We start from the raw sequence: 15,478 nt of genomic DNA, 5'->3' as shown, positions 1-15,478 counted from the left end.
TCACCCAGAAAATGGCGTTTGCCCCTCAGGTCGGGCGGTTGTCACCCCACCGGCTGAGCGATGACGCCAACGCAGTCGCCCATGGCGACAAGCCCGGGAAAATGTCGTGCGGTCAATACCCCGGTGAGTTTGGCATCAAGGTGCAAAGGCGCGCCGCCGCTGCGGTCGGCCTGCCAGATGCGTGCGATTGGCTGGCCGTCTTTCACCTCGGCCCCGAGATCGACCAGAGGTTCAAGCAACCCGGCCTGTTCACTGAAAACAAAACACCGTGCATCGGGCATGTCGAGCATGACAGTGGGGTCTTTTTGCATCTGGCCTTGCAGAATATTCGCATGAATCAGCAGATTCCGCAGGCCCTTGCGCGCAACGGCAACACTGGCGGCAGTCGATGTTCCCCCGCCGCCCAGCTCGGTGGTGACAAAAACCTTGCCCTGGGTTTCGACTTCGGTGTCAAACATGCCGACACTGTCGATCTCAAGCATTCGCATGGAAAACGGGGCGTTGAATGCCTCCATCGCCCTCATGCAGGCGGCATCCTGTTTCTTGTCGGGCAGAATATGGGCCGCTGCAAAGGGCAGGAAATCCAATGTGCGCCCGCCCGAGTGGAAATCAAGCACGACATCGGCCAGCGGAACCAGTTGGGTGGCAATGAAATGTGCGATCTTCTGGGTCACGGTCCCATCGGGGCGGCCCGGAAAGCTGCGGTTCATGTTACCGCCATCAAGGGGCGAACAGCGGCGTCCGGCGGCAAACGCGGGCATGTTCATCATCGGCAAAATGATGACCCGGCCCTGAACATGGGCGGGGTCCAGCGTCGCGGCCAATTCCTGAAGGGCGATCGGCCCTTCATACTCATCGCCGTGGTTTCCACCGGTCAAAAGAGCGGTTGGCCCGTCCCCGCCGGAAATCACGCTGATCGGAATCATCACGCTTCCCCAGGCGCTGTCATCGCGACTGTAAGGCACACGCAGAAACCCGTGGAATGCGCCTTGGGCATCCATGGGTATGGTAGGGGAAACGGGGCTTTTGGTCATGATTTCACAAAAAGTTTGCGGGGGGTGGTGCAAAGGCATTCATGCCCGGTTTCGGTGATCTGGATCGGTTCGGTGATTTCCAACCCGCCATCATCCAGCCACAGGGCCGGCATAAAGTGAAACGTCATCCCCGGTTCCAGAATTGTCTTGTCGCCGCGCCGAAAGGAAATCGTGCGTTCGCCCCAATCCGGCGGATAGCTGAGCCCGATGGCATAGCCACAGCGGCTGTCCTTTTCGAAACCCGCCTTGTTGAGCGTGGTGTTAAAGGCATTGGCGATATCTTCGGCCCGGTTACCGGGGCGGGCCTGTTCCAGCCCGGCTTCGATTCCGTCAAGGACTGCCGATTCGGCATCACGGTATTTTTGCGGCACCTTCCCCAGAAACAGCGTCCGCGATTGCGGGCATTGATAGCGGCGATGCGCCCCCGCGATTTCGAAAAACGTGGCTTCGTTGGTTTCCATCGGGCGGTCATCCCATGTCAGGTGCGGCGCGGTGGCGTCCATCCCTGAGGGGGCCATCGGCACAATCGCGGGATAGTCGCCCCAATACCCATCGGCGCCGTGAATCCCCTTGGCATAGATTTCGGCCACCAGATCATTCTTGCGCAACCCCGGCCGGGCGATTTCAAGGATACGTTCGTGCATGGCTTCGACAATGCGGGCCGCGCGCTGCATGTATTCGATTTCGCGTTCGGATTTTACGGCGCGCTGCCAATTCACCAGACCTGTTGCATCCGCCAGATGGGCCTCGGGCAATTCCCGCACCAGCGTCGCATGGGCGGCTGCCGCATAATAGTAATTGTCCATCTCGACGCCGATCCGGGCCTTTTCCAGCCCAAATTCCTTGAGCAGCCGGGACAGATCCTCCATCGGGTGTTTTTCGGGGTTCTGCACATATGTGTCGTCATAGCCGCGAATGCAGTCGTCATCGTCCATGAATACGGTGCGCCGCGCGCCAAGGGCATCCATCCCCCGGCCCCACCAGATGGGGTCGCCTTCCTGCCGGAGGATGACCGCCTGATAGGTATAGAAAGACCAGCCATCATAGCCCGACAGCCAGGACATGTTGGACGGATCGCAAACAACGATGGCATCAAGATGTCTGGCGGACATTTCCTTGCGGGTCTTGACGATCCGACGTTCGTATTCGCCTTGGATAAAATTCGCCTGGAAGGTCGTCATGTCCTGCCCCTTTCACTGTTGCAGCGCCACATTGGGCAGGCAAACCATGTCACCCCCGATTCCGTTGGCAAACGCGGCCGGTAAAGCAAAATCAAACAACCGTCCAAAGTCAACGGGACGGGTGTTCAGACTGGCAAGCCGGTCCAGCGCCCAGAACTGTGCCTGATTGGAGGTCACGACAGGTTTGCCCAACCGCCGTTCTATCCGGGCAATGACATCCACCCCCCGCATGCCGGTACAAGACAGGAACAATGCTTCGACGTCGGGGGTATCGAGGGCGCAGGCCGCCTCGATCATGCTGTCATCGTCGATTCGGGCCATGTCGCGGTCATCCTCAAGCGCAAAACACGCGCTTTTCACGACGTCGACGCCTTGTTTGACCATATATTCCGCGATCAATTCTGTGGTTTCCGGCAAATACGGGGTCAGCAATGCAATCCGTCTGGCGCCCATCGCCGCAAACGCGGCCATTGCGGCAAATGACGGCGTGATGACCGGCACACCCGGCAGGCTGTCGCGAAAGGCATTTGCAACCGCCGCATTGCCAATCGTCACCGATGCAGATGTGCACCCAAAGGCAACCGCGCAAAGCGGCACCCCCGGCACCAGCAAACCCGCCGTCCGCGCCAGATCGGGTGTGATGGCGCGTAGACGTTCCGGCGTCGTGGGGTTCTGGAACGGAATGCGGGAAACATGCAGGATCGAGTTATCCCGATCAAGCAGCCGCACGGCATCGGCCTCGGATACCATATCCGTCGACAAAAGGACCGCGCCCAGCCGGACCGGTTCCTGGGACGGATGGCGCAGTTTGCATGCGGCAACGCCGGTCTGCGGCGTGGTATTTGATGTTGTGGTCATTGGGACAACGCTCGCTTTCGCCCCTTTCGTGTCAGACGACAAGAACAGGGCATTTGGAAATTCCCGTCAACTTGTGTGACACGCTACCCAAAAGATAGCTGTCCCCCGGAGAGCCAAGCCCCCGGCTGCCGAGAACAATAAGGTCGACCTTGTGTTTGACCGAAAAATCGTTGATTTCGCGGACAGGACGGCCCGAGCGCACAAAGGCGCGCACGTTTTCGATCCCGGCAGCGCGCAGAATTGTCTTGCCATGTTCGGCAATTCCGGTGGCGTGTTCGCGCATGGCATCATCCATCCGGCCCGGATCATTGACCCGCACCATGGACAACGACGCCTCCAGCATGGAGTGATGCCGATAAACCGTCAGCAGCGTCACCTGTGCATTGGTCAGCTTGGCCAGTTCCGCCGCCTTTTCCAACGCGCGGTCCGCGTTTTTCGACCCGTCATAGGGCGCAAGGATATGGTTAAACATGGCAGGCTCCTTTCACCGGGTCATTTTGCAAACGCGACATCGCGCAGGAACAGGGCAATCTGCGGGAAAAAGATCAGCGCGACCGACACCCCCAGCAACATGATGATGAAGGGCGGTGTGCCGCGGATCACCTCGATATAGGGGCGTTTGAACACCGCAATCGCCGTGAAAATATCGCACCCGAACGGCGGCGTGGCGGACCCGATGGCAACCTGAAGCGTGATAACAGTACCCACCAGAACCGGGTCCAGTCCCACGGCTTTTACGACCGGCGCAAAGATCGGCACAAAGACCAGAATGACGACGATGGGATCGACGAACATGCAGCCGACGAAAAAGGCGATCGAGATGACGAACAACACGCCGATCGGGCCCATCTGATCAATGCCGATACCCCCCAGAATGGCCTGCGGGATCTGCGCAAACGAGATGACCCAGGAAAACGCAGCGCCCGCGCCCACAAGGATAAACACCACGGCGGTAATCAGCCCGGTGGATTTCGCGGTTTCATACAGCCCGCGCAGATCAAGCGAGCGGAATACGATCAATTCAAGGAAAATCGCATAAAGCACACAGGCCGCCGCCGCTTCGGTCGGGGAAAAGATGCCGCCATAGATGCCGCCAATGATGATCGCCGGAAAACCCATGGGCCAAAGCGCCTTGCGCACCGCGATCAGACGGGCGCCCCATGTGGTTTTTTCCTCGGTCGGAACATTGTTACGGATCGCATAGATCACGGAATAGGCCGAGAACAACACCAGGATCAGCAACCCCGGCCCGATCCCCGCGATGAACAATTCGGCAATCGAGGTGTTGGAAACAACACCGTAAATAATCATCCCGATGGAGGGCGGAATGAGAAAGGCGATATCCGAGGAATTGACGATCAGCGCCAGAACGAAACTGTCCTTATAGCCTGCCTTCAGCATCCGGGGCCGCAAGGGCGAACCGATGGCCACAACCGTGGCCTGCGTAGAGCCGGAAACAGCGCCAAACATCGTACAGGCCGCCGCCGTGGAAACCGCCAGACCGCCCTTGATGTGGCCCACAAAGGACATCACCATGTCGATCAGCCGCCCCGCCGATTGGCCACGTGTCATGATGTCGGCGGCGAAGATGAACATCGGCACCGCGATAAGAGAGGCAGGGCGAATACCCGCCATCATCTGCTGTACCATGGTTTCAAGCTGACCAAAGCCGTCAAACAGCGAGTAAAAGCCCACAAAGGCGCCGACGATGAGCGGGATCATCATGGGAAAGCCCAGCAAAAGAAGGACAATCATGACAGAAAATATGGTGATTGCCATGGCTCAGATCTCCAGCTCGTTGTCGTCGTAACCTTCGAGAACATTGGTCGAAAGATAGATGTCCTTTTCGATCATGTTCTTGATCGCCGTCAGAAGATATTGCAGCCCGGTCATGAAAAACCCGACAGGCACCCAGACAAGCGTGATCCAGACCGGAATCTGAAGTGATGGCAACACCCGCCCGCGTCCGGCCTGCGTCAGGATATATTGCAGAGAATACCAGGCTAGCCCCAGCATGAAAACCGCCGTGACCAGCGAAATGACGATCATCAATGGTTTGCGAAGACTGGGCGGAAGCGCGTCGAAAATCGCCGACATGCGGATATGCCGCCCCTGACGGGCCGCATAGGAAATTCCGGCAAATGTGATGAGAATGATGAGAATACGGTTCAATTCTTCCGAGAAGAAGATCGAATTCTGAAAAACAAACCGCCCGATAACATTGGCGATGGTATTCAGCGCCATCAGCAACACACCCACGGCAAGCATCAGGGATTCGATGCGGCTGATTGCGGTGTCGATGGTGCCAAGAAACCCCGGCAGGCTCGATTCATAGGGTTCGAGCGGCGCGTCATCCGTTCCTGTGGTGTCGGTCTGCGATTGCAGTTGCGAGCCGTGCTTTTCGTCTGTCACCTGCGAAATCCCGTCACAATGGTTGAATGACAGCCCCCGGCAAACCCATGCCGGGGGCTGAAAATGGTGTTACTTCTTGACGGCGTCGAGATCCGCCTTGAACTGATCCAGGAGCTTTTTGCCACTGTCACCGGTCATTCCGATAAAGGCATCTTCGACCTGACCCGCCGCATCCTTGAACGGCTGACGCTCTTCCTCGGACAGGGTCGTGACCGTATAGCTGGGCTTGGCTTCCATGATGCCCTTGATTGCCTCTTCGGTCTGGCCCTGCTGGTATTGCAGGATATATTCAAAGGCGGCGTCGATCGCATCGCCGATCATTGCCTTGTCGTCGTCGCCAAGGTCGGCATAGAAATCCTGATTGGCCATCACGGCGGTCGTGAAATTGTTGTGGCCAATATAGGTCATGTATTCGCTGACCTCATAGAGCTTGTTGGACAGGATATAGAACGTCGGATTTTCCTGCCCCTGAATGATCCCGGTCTGAAGCGCGCCATAGACTTCGCCCCAGGGCAGCGGCGTCGGGGTCGCACCAAAGGCCTTGTAGCTTTCGACCAGCAACGGGTTGGTCATCACCCGCACCTTGACCTCGTTGAAATCGGCCGGCGATTTCAGCGGCTCCTGGGTGGTGATGGCCACGTCGCCTTCGGGGAACATGGTCAGCAATTCCAGCCCCTGCTTTGCATAAAGCTCGGGGAACATTTCGTGGATCGCCTTGGACGTGCGGAAGAAATCGAACAATTCCTCGTCGTCCTGGGGCAGCAGGTAAGGCACGAAGAAAACTTGCGCTTCGGGGATCAGCGCGCCGGTGAAACCGGGCGACTGGTCAACAAACTGAAGAATCCCCGCCTGTGCCTGCTCCATGATGTCGGCCGATTCGCCGAGTGTCCCATAGGGAAACAACTGAATTTCGTGATCGGAATTGGCCTCGACCTCTTCCTTGAATTTCTGGGCGAATTTACCCTGAATTTCGTCCATCGCCTCTTCGAAGGCATAGCGCCATGTGTCGGCATGAACGGCATTTACGGCCATAATGGACGTGGCAGCGGAAAGAATACCCCCCGCCAGAACATTTTTATAAACGGTCATAACTTTTCCTTTTCGTTAGGCGTTTCATCCATCGCGCAGGCCAAAGAGATTGGCAGCACATGGATTGTCCTGATTGGGCGATCATTGAAAAGCAGGGCAATCATGTCAATGCGATTATTGAACCATGACAATGTGACGTTTTCAAATCGACGCTATCGAAGGTTACAGGCTTAGGGCGACCTGCCTGATGATCTGCAACCCACGGGCGAAATCCGGAAAGGATTGCCCCCCAGCGCGACCCGAATTCCGGTATGAAGATGGTGCGGCCCAATGGAAAAGCTTGCTCCCGGCGCGACGGCAACGCTCTCATCGCGCAGGGATTCAACCAAGGCGTGTTCGTCCTGGGCGTCGCGACATCCGATCCAGATATGCAGGCCATTCGGGCTGGCGCGGAAATCCAGCCCATCCAGAATTTGCAGCGCATAATCCTGCCGGTCCCCCAGTGCCAGCCGTTGACGAAGCAGCAGTTTTTCGGCCGTACCATCACCAAGCCAGCGTTCGGCAATTTCTGTCATCAACCCGGTGGCCATCCAGTTGGTCACAAGATGCCGGTTCAGCGCCGCCGATCCCAGATGCGCCGGCACCGCCAGATACCCCACCCGCAGCCCCGGCATGAGGCATTTGGTCAGGCTGGTGAAATACAGTGTCCTTTCGGGCGCGAGGGCTGCGATCGGTGGTGGTGGCGCGTCCTGCAACGGACCCCAGGCATGGTTTTCGATGATCTGAAGATCATAGCGGCGCGCAACATCCACCACCGCGCCGCGCCGCGCCTCTGTCATGTTGAACGCAAGCGGATTCAGCCCGCTTGGCATGATATACAGGGCTTTCACGCTTTCCGTGCGACAAAGATCCTCTAACGCCTGTGGGCAAATGCCGCCTTCATCAACGTTGGTGCCTTGCAACTGCAACCCCAGAAAACGCGCCAAAGGGCGCAGGGTGTGATGGCCGATATTTTCGCTGACCACGAGATCGCCGGGTTGCGTTGCCGTCATCAGCGCCGCCGTCATCGCGCTCGTGCTGCCGTTGGTCGGGATCACGACGGTATCATCCAGATGCACCAGCCCGCATTGCGCAAGCCACCTTTTGACCGGAACCGGATTTGGTTCGTGCCGGTGCATGGGGCGAATCGAGTCCAGAACCGAACGGGGTATCGCGGCCGCAATCGCGCGCAATGCCGCCTGAAGCGCGTCTTCGTGGGCATGGTCGATCACCGGCCTGAGAATCGACATATCCAACAATTCGCGCGATGTCTTGCGGTTCACAAATGGCATCGTCACATCATTGGGCGAATCCCGAACGAACGTCCCCCGCCCCACGACACCCACGATCCTTCCTGCTTCGATCAGTTTGTCGTAGGCGCGGCTTACGGTCTGCACACTGAGGTTCAGATCAAAGGCAAGCTGGCGCTGCGTCGGCAGGCGGTCACCCGGTTTCAACAGACCGTTCTGGATGGCGGATTCTACCGTCTGGATCAGCGAACGATAGGCGGGGCGTTTCAAAGAGTCGGGGTCTGGCGGCCATTTTGTCATGATTTATATCCTGACCAAAATCAATACAATTGACAAGCCTGCGGACCCTGCGCATCAGTGTTCCATGAGCTTTCTGAAAGTCGACAAACGAGATATCGCGATCCTGCAAGTGCTGTCCGCCGAGGGCCGCATTTCAAAAGCCGCGCTTGCGGAGCGGGTCAATCTTGGCGCCAGCGCCTGCGGTGACCGGCTCACGCGGCTGGAAGATGCGGGGCTTGTTGCCGGCTACAGCGCCGACGTTGCGCTGCGCCGGTTGGCCCCCCATGTCACGGTGTTTGTTCTGGCCGAACTCAGCAGCCACAATGCGGCGGCGTTCCAGCAATTCGAAGCGGCGATCACCCGGTATGACGAAATCACCGGATGTTGGGCGCTTGGGGGCGGGTATGATTACCTGCTTCAGGTCATCACGCGCGACATCGACAGCTATCAGCGGTTGATAGATGCCCTGCTTGGCGAACGGGTCGGGCTTGCCCGGTATTTCACCTATGTGGTGACAAAATCGGTCAAATCCACGCCGCCGCCCTTTGCGCTTTTGCATTCCGGCATTGCGGATTAAGCGGGCAGATTCCCCGATTATCCGCCGGGTTTGGCGCAGAACCACCTGAAAATTCCGGCGAATTCCGGCGTTCCTGCGCCATGTTGACGGTATTCTTCGGCACGAAGCTGCCAACAGATGACGGAGGACACCCAAAATGAACACTTTGAACACGCCCGCCGCAACCGGCCTGCCCGTGCTGGGGCAGGCTGAGCTGGCGCGCAGCTTTGCCTATGTCGGGGGTGCCTGGGTCGCGGGGGCCGACAATGCCACCCTTACGGTCACCGACCCGGCTACGGGCGCCACTCTGGCCGATATTGCCCGGCTCGACGCCGCTGACAGCCGCCGCGCCGTCGATGCCGCACATGATGCCTGGCCTGAATGGGCCGCCCTGTTGCCACAGGAACGGTCGGCGGTGTTGCGCCGCTGGTTCGAGCTGATGATCGAACACCGCGAGGATCTGGCCCGCATCATGACCGCCGAACAGGGCAAACCCATTTCAGAGGCCCGTGGCGAAATCGACTATGCCGCAGCGTTTCTTGAGTTTTATGCCGAAGAAGCGCGGCGCCCCAACATCGAAGGGGTCACGTCGCATCTTCCCGATGCCGAGGTCGAGGTCTGGCGCGAACCCGTGGGCGTGGCCGCGCTGATCACACCCTGGAACTTTCCCGCCGCCATGCTGACCCGCAAGGCCGGGGCGGCACTGGCCGCCGGGTGCACCGTTGTTGCGCATCCCTCATCCGAAACGCCCTGCTCTGCTCTGGCGCTGGCCGAACTGGCGGAACGGGCCGGATTTCCTGCGGGCGTTTTCAACGTCGTCACGGGCAACGCGCCCGAAGTGGTCGGCGCCTGGATGGAAGATTCCCGGGTGCGGGCGGTTTCTTTTACCGGGTCCACCGAAATCGGGCGTCTGCTTTATGCGCAAAGCGCCGATACGATCAAACGGCTGGTGCTTGAACTTGGCGGCCATGCCCCGTTCCTGGTGTTCGGCGATGCGGATATAGACCGCGCAGTAAATGAGGCGATCAAGGCCAAATTCGCCACCTCAGGGCAGGATTGTCTGGGCGCCAACCGTTTCTTTGTGGCCCGGGGTGTTTATGATGCCTTCTGCGCCCGCTTTGCCGAGGCCACCAAGGCCCTGACAATTGGCCCCGGCGCGGATGACCCGGATATCGGCCCGCTGATGAACGAACGTGCCGTTGCCAAGCAGGAAGAACACGTTGCCGATGCGCTGGAACGGGGCGCGACCCTGCTCTGTGGCGGCGGGCGTGACGCCAACGGGCTGCTTTTCTTTCAGCCCACGGTTTTGGCAGATGTTCCGGCTGATGCTAAAATCATGCACGAAGAAACCTTCGGCCCCGTTGCCGCCATCGCCGCGTTTGACACCGAAGCAGAGGCGATCAGCCGCGCCAATGAAACGGAATACGGGCTTGTGGCCTATCTGCACACCCAGGATCCGCGCCGCATTTATCGTGCCAGCCGCAGTTTGCGGTTTGGCATGGTCGCGGTGAACCGCACCAAAGTGACCGGCGCGCCGATCCCATTTGGGGGCATGAAACAATCCGGCCTTGGGCGCGAGGGGTCGCGCCTTGGGATGGAAGCCTTTACCGAGGTCAAATATCTTTGCCGTGACTGGGCCTGAATAACGATCGAAGAAACGGCGGCCCTGCCGCCAGAGAGAAGGAAAGACCATGCTGAAGAATGATATGCTGGACCAATGGGACCGCGAGAATTTCTTTCACCCCTCCACCCACCTTGCCCAACACGCGCGCGGCGACAGCCCAAGCCGTGTTATCAAAACGGCAAAGGGCTGTCATATCACCGACCGCGACGGCAACAGCTCGCTTGATGCCTTTGCCGGGCTGTATTGCGTCAACGTCGGCTATGGCCGCAGTGAAATCGCCGAGGCGATTGCCGCGCAGGCGCACGAGCTGGCCTATTACCACGCCTATGTCGGGCACGGCACCGAAGCCTCGATCACCCTGTCAAAGATGATCCTCGACCGCACCCCCAAAGGCATGAGCAAGGTGTATTTCGGACAATCCGGTTCGGATGCCAATGAAACCAACATCAAGCTGATCTGGTATTACAACAACATCCTGGGCCGCCCGGAAAAGAAAAAGATCATCAGCCGCTGGCGTGGCTATCACGGGTCGGGCCTGATGACCGGCTCGCTGACCGGGCTTGAGGGGTTTCACCGCAAATTCGACCTGCCGTTGCCCTATGTGATTCACACCGACGCGCCCTATTACTATCGCCGCGACAACGAAGATCTGACGCCGGAACAATTCACCGATCATCTGGTAGCCGAGCTTGAGGCGCTGATCGAACGCGAAGGGGCCGACACGATCGCCGCCTTTATCGGAGAGCCGGTTCTGGGCACCGGCGGCATCGTGCCCCCGCCCCCGGCTATTGGCCAGCTATCCAGAAGGTGCTGGACAAACACGATATCCTGCTGGTTGTCGATGAGGTGGTAACCGGGTTTGGCCGCCTTGGCACCATGTTCGGGTCCGATCACTATGGCATGCGCCCCGATCTGATCACCATCGCCAAGGGTCTGACCTCGGCCTATGCGCCGCTGTCGGGGTCGATCGTGGGTGACAAGATGTGGAAGGTTCTGGAACAGGGCACCGATGAAAACGGCCCCATTGGCCACGGCTGGACCTATTCCGCCCACCCGATCGGTGCGGCGGCCGGGGTTGCCAACCTCAAGCTGATTGATGATCTGAACCTGATCGAAAATGCCCGCGATGTCGGGGCCTATCTCAACACCCAGATGCAGGCCGCGGTTGGCGACCATCCCAATGTCGGCGAAGTGCGCGGGGAAGGTATGCTTTGTGCCGTCGAGTTGGTGGAAAACCGTGACGGACGGCAGTTTTTCGATCCCTCGCGCAAGATCGGCCCGGCGGTTTCTGGCGAAATGGCGAAACGGGGCGTGATCGCGCGGGCCATGCCCCAGGGTGATATTATCGGCTATGCCCCGCCGTTCTGCCTGACCCGCGAAGAGGCCGATACGATCATCGCCGCAACGGTTGATGGCCTGAACACTGTTCTCAAGGCCTGATCTGCGGCGCGCCGGCATGGGGCCCTTTCAGGGGTGTCATGCCGGCGGATCACCCCGGCCCCGGTCCGGGTCAGCCATGACATGGGCAAAATGCCGTTCGGAAATGAATGCGTTGACATAAAGCGCCTGCCAGAAGTCGACCGGAATTTCGGCCTCCAGACTGGCGAGGTTCTGTGTCACTTCGTCGGCCGAGCGCATGCCCGCCACGACATTGCAGACTGCCGGGTGAAAAAGCGGAAACTGCAACGCCGCAGCTTGAACCGCGACTTCATAGTGATGGCAAAGTGCCGTCAGTTCTTGCACGCGAAGGCGAATGTCATCCGGGACAGGCCCGTAGCGCCAATGATCGCCCCCCGCAAGGACACCCGACAGGAAAGGCGCGGCGATGATGACAGAAACGCCCTGCCCGGCACATGCATCCAAAAGACCGTTATCGCCCTGCGACAACGCCGAATAAGACCCCGCCAACATGAAACAATCCCACGCCCCGATTTTCAGCGCCCTGGCGCAGGGGCTGGTGAATTGACGCCAATGCCAATGGCGGTGATCAACCCCTGTTGCCGCAGGTCGTCCATCACACTGTAGGCTTGGGACAACAGCGCATCCAAAGCCGGGCCATCGGTCGCATATTTGTCAGGGTCATGCAGAAACAGGATGTCCAGCTTGCTCAGGCCGGTTCGTTCAAGGCTTTCCTCGACCGACCGCATGATCCCGTCGCGGCTGGCATCATATATCGTCGTGCGGCCGCTGGCTTCGGGCCAGTTTTGCGATGCGGGCTCTGCCCCGCCTTCCCCAAGAAGCCGGCCGACCTTGGTTGAAACAACGGGTGTCAGATCGGGCGGGCATTCACTGCGCAGCCCCATGCCCAGACGTTTTTCGGCCAACCCGAAACCGTAACTGGGGGCGACATCAAAATGGGTGATCCCGCCATTGATCGCGGCGCGAATTGCCTTTCGTGCCGCATCCGTGCTGCTGGCTTGAAACAACCCACCCAGTGGGGCAGCACCAAAACCGAGAGCAGACAGCCTCAGATTGGTTTGGCCAAGCCTACGCTGGGCAATGGCCTTGGGGGGCGACACATTCCCAGATTTGTCTGACGGGTTCATGGCATATCTCCGGCCCTGTCATTGATGCAGATTGAAACGGCGCAATGGGTTGGCCTTGCTTTGGCGGCCTGCGGGGCGGTCAGTCAAAATTCTGTTTCATACTGGCTTGCGCGTTTTTGATATGGGCCTGACCGGCAATGATTGCCGCTTCCGTATCGCGGGCTTTGATGGCTGCAACGATGGCCCAGTGTTCCTGCGAAATCGTGCGCAGCCGATCAATCTTGAAGCCGAACAAATCACGCAGCGATCCGGTGAGGTGCGTATATCTTTTCCCCGCGCGGACAGCCTCGCGGTTCAAGCAGCGAGATTCGATCTCGAAGTGAAAGCTCCGGTTGCATTCATTGCAGCGTTCCACGTTTCCCTGCTCCATCGCCTCATCGAACCGGGTTTGGGTTCGCGTTAGCAGTTCTTCAAAAGCAGGGTCAGCAACGGCGACGGCATCGCGATAGTATATAACGCAGAGCGCCACCCGGATTTCATAGATATCGGACAGAAACCTGTGATCAAGCGCCCGGACACTTGCGCCCTTGTGGGGCAACATCACCACAAGCCCTTCGCCCTGAAGCTGCTGTAATGCCTCGCGGATTGGCATCGGGCTGAGACCATAGCGTTTGCACAGATCGGCAATCTTGAGCCGCGCCCCGGGGGCAAAATGACCACTTACGATATCAGCCAAAAGCGCCTTGTGGACCCGCGCATAAGTCGTCGCTCCCAGGGCATCGTCAGCAGGCGCTTCGCTTTCCATCATTTTGTGACGCTCCTTGGTGGGGGGCAGAACCTTGGCCTGCGTTTTCGGTGTGGTCAAAATATTCCGGCATCATACCCATATCCTAGCCTTTTTCGGCACCGGCAAGCATTCCCGTGCGAACAAACCGCTGTGCGATCAGGAACACGATCAAAACCGGCGCAACCACGACGATAGCCGCCTGAATGGCCTCGGGCATCCTGATGGGTATATCGTTTGCGGCCTGATTTTCCAGTGCACCCGACGAATTGATCAACGCCGTCAGGCCAAGCGGCAGGTTAAAGAGCTTCTCACTCGACAACAGAACGAAGGCCAGAAAGTAATTGCTCCAGTTTGCGAGAAAACTGAAGAACGCAACCAGCGCGATGATCGGCGTGGCCAAAGGCAGTGCGATATGGATGAACAGTTGGAAACGATTGCAACCGTCCACACGCGCCGAATCCATGACCCCTTTTGGCAGCGAGCTGGAAAAGAAGACATATGACAGGTAGATCCCGAAGGGGAAAAGCTCGTTGCCAGGATCAGCCCGAGATAGGTGTTGTTCAGGCCAATCGCCAGCAGTTCCAGAAAGATTGGCAGCACAATCGCCTGACTGGGTGTGATCATCGCGATGAGCGTGAGGATCAGAATGAATTTCCGGCCCGGAAACTCTGAGGTTGCAAGAGCATAGCCCGCCGGAATGGCCGTCAGCAGGGACAGGCCAACACCACCGACCGAATAGATGACCGAGTTCTTTGCCCAGTTGATGATCTGAAAGTCGTTATAGGACGTCAGATCGTGCCACGTCTCGATCGTCTGTGCCCATGACCCGATCGTGAACACGTTGTCCGTGAACAGCGATATCTGCGATCTCGTGCCAGCAACAAAGAGCCAGAGAAGTGGCACGCCATAGAAAATGACTGCGAAGCCAAGGAACCCATAGACGGCGAACCGGCCGACGCTGAACTGCTTTTTCTGATTTTTGCTCATTTTGATCAAGCTCCCCTGCTATTTGACCTGGTAGAACTTGGTGGCGAAGATCAGGATCAGTGCGATCGTGACCGAAACCGCGATCAGCATCATGCTCAGCGCCGCTGAAACACCGAAATCACCCATGCTGAACGCATATTGAAACGCCAGTTGGTTGATCGACCAGTCCGCGCGCGAATACTGCGGGCCCGCCATCCCCATAAGCTGTGGCTCGACAAAGATCTGCAAGCCGCCGGCAAAGGTGAGAATGCCCATAAGTGATATGGTTTTCCAGATCATCGGCAGTTTCACATAGGCCGCCTGTTGCCACAGGTTGGCGCCGTCCACGCGCGATGCCTCCATGACCTCGCGCGACAGGCTTGACAGTGATCCACCAAGAACGATGATCCAGCCGCCGGAATGGGCAAAGAACGTCATGATCGCAAACAGGCTTGCCATGCCCAGACCATTCACGACGTTTTGCCGGGCGTCCCAGCCAAAGAGATGAAAGACAGACTGAAACGGGCTGACCATCGGATCAACAAGAAACAGCCACAAGACAACGATCGCCGAGGATGTAATCGCGCCCGGCAGAAAGAACACGGTGCGCAATATGGTGGCCGGCCCCCGTTTGAGGATGTCGAGCATCAGAGAAAGACCGGTGACCGCAACGATGGTGCCAGTCACCCAGAGGGCAACATAGGCACAGACGTTCACGATACTTTGTGACAGCCGGTAATCGTCCAGCGCCATGCCATAGTTCGTAAGCCCCCAGAATACGCCTTCGATCGAATCGAAAAAGCTCATGCCAAAGGCATAGAAGACCGGAATCACGCCAAACATCATCAAAAGGCAAAGATACGGCAAAACGAAAAGATACGAGGCAATCGCACCACGACGCTGCTGGCGCCGGCGCTTTTTCTCTCGGGCTGTGCGGGCAATGGCCGCGTCGGCAGTGTTGATCTGGGTCACCCTCA

The 15,478-nt window shown here is 58.4% G+C and carries 15 protein-coding genes and 1 pseudogene; 3 read left to right on the top strand and 13 right to left on the bottom strand.

Annotated elements, in window-relative coordinates; genetic code table 11:
* Positions 1-41 precede the first annotated feature (41 nt).
* The 8 genes from doeB to ehuR form a co-directional block, all read right to left on the bottom strand.
* Positions 42-1,034 (bottom strand): N(2)-acetyl-L-2,4-diaminobutanoate deacetylase DoeB, encoded by a 993-nt coding sequence (gene doeB / locus AC0L7P_RS20745; protein ID WP_473436016.1) that lies wholly within the window; start codon positions 1,032-1,034, stop codon positions 42-44.
* Positions 1,031-2,215, bottom strand: coding sequence for an ectoine hydrolase DoeA (doeA, locus tag AC0L7P_RS20740; protein ID WP_473436015.1), 1,185 nt, complete (start codon positions 2,213-2,215; stop codon positions 1,031-1,033). Before doeA ends, doeB begins: the two co-directional genes overlap by 4 nt.
* A 12-nt stretch (positions 2,216-2,227) precedes the next feature.
* Positions 2,228-3,073 carry an aspartate racemase/maleate isomerase family protein gene (locus tag AC0L7P_RS20735; protein ID WP_473436014.1) on the bottom strand — a complete coding sequence of 282 codons (846 nt, stop codon included), beginning with the start codon at positions 3,071-3,073 and terminating at the stop codon, positions 2,228-2,230.
* 31 nt (positions 3,074-3,104) lie between these two features.
* Positions 3,105-3,545, bottom strand: a complete 441-nt coding sequence (locus tag AC0L7P_RS20730) for a universal stress protein (protein ID WP_473436013.1) — start codon at positions 3,543-3,545, stop codon at positions 3,105-3,107.
* Between the two features lie 20 nt (positions 3,546-3,565).
* Entirely contained in the window at positions 3,566-4,852 is a 1,287-nt protein-coding gene (locus AC0L7P_RS20725) for a TRAP transporter large permease (RefSeq protein ID WP_473436012.1), read from the bottom strand.
* Between the two features lie 3 nt (positions 4,853-4,855).
* On the bottom strand, positions 4,856-5,458 hold the full coding sequence (locus AC0L7P_RS20720; protein WP_473436236.1) for a TRAP transporter small permease: 603 nt from the start codon (positions 5,456-5,458) through the stop codon (positions 4,856-4,858).
* A 96-nt stretch (positions 5,459-5,554) separates the two neighbouring features.
* Positions 5,555-6,574, bottom strand: coding sequence for a TRAP transporter substrate-binding protein DctP (gene dctP, locus AC0L7P_RS20715; RefSeq protein WP_473436011.1), 1,020 nt, complete (start codon positions 6,572-6,574; stop codon positions 5,555-5,557).
* 170 nt (positions 6,575-6,744) lie between these two features.
* On the bottom strand, positions 6,745-8,103 hold the full coding sequence (ehuR, locus tag AC0L7P_RS20710) for a MocR-like ectoine utilization transcription factor EhuR (protein ID WP_473436010.1): 1,359 nt from the start codon (positions 8,101-8,103) through the stop codon (positions 6,745-6,747).
* A 73-nt stretch (positions 8,104-8,176) separates the two neighbouring features.
* On the opposite strand from ehuR, the gene AC0L7P_RS20705 reads away from it, so the two are divergent.
* The 3 genes and pseudogenes from AC0L7P_RS20705 to AC0L7P_RS20695 all read left to right on the top strand — a co-directional run bounded on the left by AC0L7P_RS20705 (position 8,177) and on the right by AC0L7P_RS20695 (position 11,702).
* Positions 8,177-8,659, top strand: coding sequence for an Lrp/AsnC family transcriptional regulator (locus AC0L7P_RS20705; RefSeq protein WP_473436235.1), 483 nt, complete (start codon positions 8,177-8,179; stop codon positions 8,657-8,659).
* A 136-nt stretch (positions 8,660-8,795) separates the two neighbouring features.
* Entirely contained in the window at positions 8,796-10,280 is a 1,485-nt protein-coding gene (locus AC0L7P_RS20700) for an NAD-dependent succinate-semialdehyde dehydrogenase (protein ID WP_473436009.1), read from the top strand.
* Between the two features lie 49 nt (positions 10,281-10,329).
* Positions 10,330-11,702: pseudogene (locus AC0L7P_RS20695) on the top strand (aminotransferase).
* Between the two features lie 36 nt (positions 11,703-11,738).
* On the opposite strand, the gene AC0L7P_RS20690 reads toward AC0L7P_RS20695, so the two are convergent.
* The 5 genes from AC0L7P_RS20690 to AC0L7P_RS20670 all read right to left on the bottom strand — a co-directional run bounded on the left by AC0L7P_RS20690 (position 11,739) and on the right by AC0L7P_RS20670 (position 15,473).
* Complete coding sequence (locus AC0L7P_RS20690; RefSeq protein WP_473436008.1) at positions 11,739-12,173, bottom strand: aldo/keto reductase; 435 nt, start codon at positions 12,171-12,173, stop codon at positions 11,739-11,741.
* 23 nt (positions 12,174-12,196) lie between these two features.
* Entirely contained in the window at positions 12,197-12,808 is a 612-nt protein-coding gene (locus AC0L7P_RS20685; RefSeq protein WP_473436007.1) for an aldo/keto reductase, read from the bottom strand.
* A gap of 79 nt (positions 12,809-12,887) precedes the next feature.
* A complete protein-coding gene (locus AC0L7P_RS20680; RefSeq protein ID WP_473436006.1) occupies positions 12,888-13,556 on the bottom strand; it encodes a GntR family transcriptional regulator in 669 nt (222 codons plus the stop codon).
* 82 nt (positions 13,557-13,638) lie between these two features.
* Entirely contained in the window at positions 13,639-13,998 is a 360-nt protein-coding gene (locus AC0L7P_RS20675; protein ID WP_473436005.1) for an ABC transporter permease subunit, read from the bottom strand.
* A 542-nt stretch (positions 13,999-14,540) separates the two neighbouring features.
* On the bottom strand, positions 14,541-15,473 hold the full coding sequence (locus AC0L7P_RS20670) for a carbohydrate ABC transporter permease (RefSeq protein ID WP_473436004.1): 933 nt from the start codon (positions 15,471-15,473) through the stop codon (positions 14,541-14,543).
* Positions 15,474-15,478 lie beyond the last annotated feature (5 nt).

Source organism: Oceaniglobus sp. K40-3, assembly GCF_055808395.1.
This window is presented reverse-complemented; position numbering and strand designations above follow the sequence as displayed.

Excerpts from the sequence above, each read along its gene's own strand:
- doeB (WP_473436016.1), bottom strand. The coding sequence starts at position 1,034 with ATGACCAAAAGCCCCGTTTCCCCTACCATACCCATGGATGCCCAAGGC.
- doeA (WP_473436015.1), bottom strand. The coding sequence starts at position 2,215 with ATGACGACCTTCCAGGCGAATTTTATCCAAGGCGAATACGAACGTCGG.
- AC0L7P_RS20735 (WP_473436014.1), bottom strand. The coding sequence starts at position 3,073 with ATGACCACAACATCAAATACCACGCCGCAGACCGGCGTTGCCGCATGC.
- AC0L7P_RS20730 (WP_473436013.1), bottom strand. The coding sequence starts at position 3,545 with ATGTTTAACCATATCCTTGCGCCCTATGACGGGTCGAAAAACGCGGAC.
- AC0L7P_RS20725 (WP_473436012.1), bottom strand. The coding sequence starts at position 4,852 with ATGGCAATCACCATATTTTCTGTCATGATTGTCCTTCTTTTGCTGGGC.
- dctP (WP_473436011.1), bottom strand. The coding sequence starts at position 6,574 with ATGACCGTTTATAAAAATGTTCTGGCGGGGGGTATTCTTTCCGCTGCC.
- ehuR (WP_473436010.1), bottom strand. The coding sequence starts at position 8,103 with ATGACAAAATGGCCGCCAGACCCCGACTCTTTGAAACGCCCCGCCTAT.
- AC0L7P_RS20700 (WP_473436009.1), top strand. The coding sequence starts at position 8,796 with ATGAACACTTTGAACACGCCCGCCGCAACCGGCCTGCCCGTGCTGGGG.
- AC0L7P_RS20690 (WP_473436008.1), bottom strand. The coding sequence starts at position 12,173 with ATGTTGGCGGGGTCTTATTCGGCGTTGTCGCAGGGCGATAACGGTCTT.
- AC0L7P_RS20685 (WP_473436007.1), bottom strand. The coding sequence starts at position 12,808 with ATGAACCCGTCAGACAAATCTGGGAATGTGTCGCCCCCCAAGGCCATT.
- AC0L7P_RS20680 (WP_473436006.1), bottom strand. The coding sequence starts at position 13,556 with ATGATGGAAAGCGAAGCGCCTGCTGACGATGCCCTGGGAGCGACGACT.
- AC0L7P_RS20675 (WP_473436005.1), bottom strand. The coding sequence starts at position 13,998 with ATGGATTCGGCGCGTGTGGACGGTTGCAATCGTTTCCAACTGTTCATC.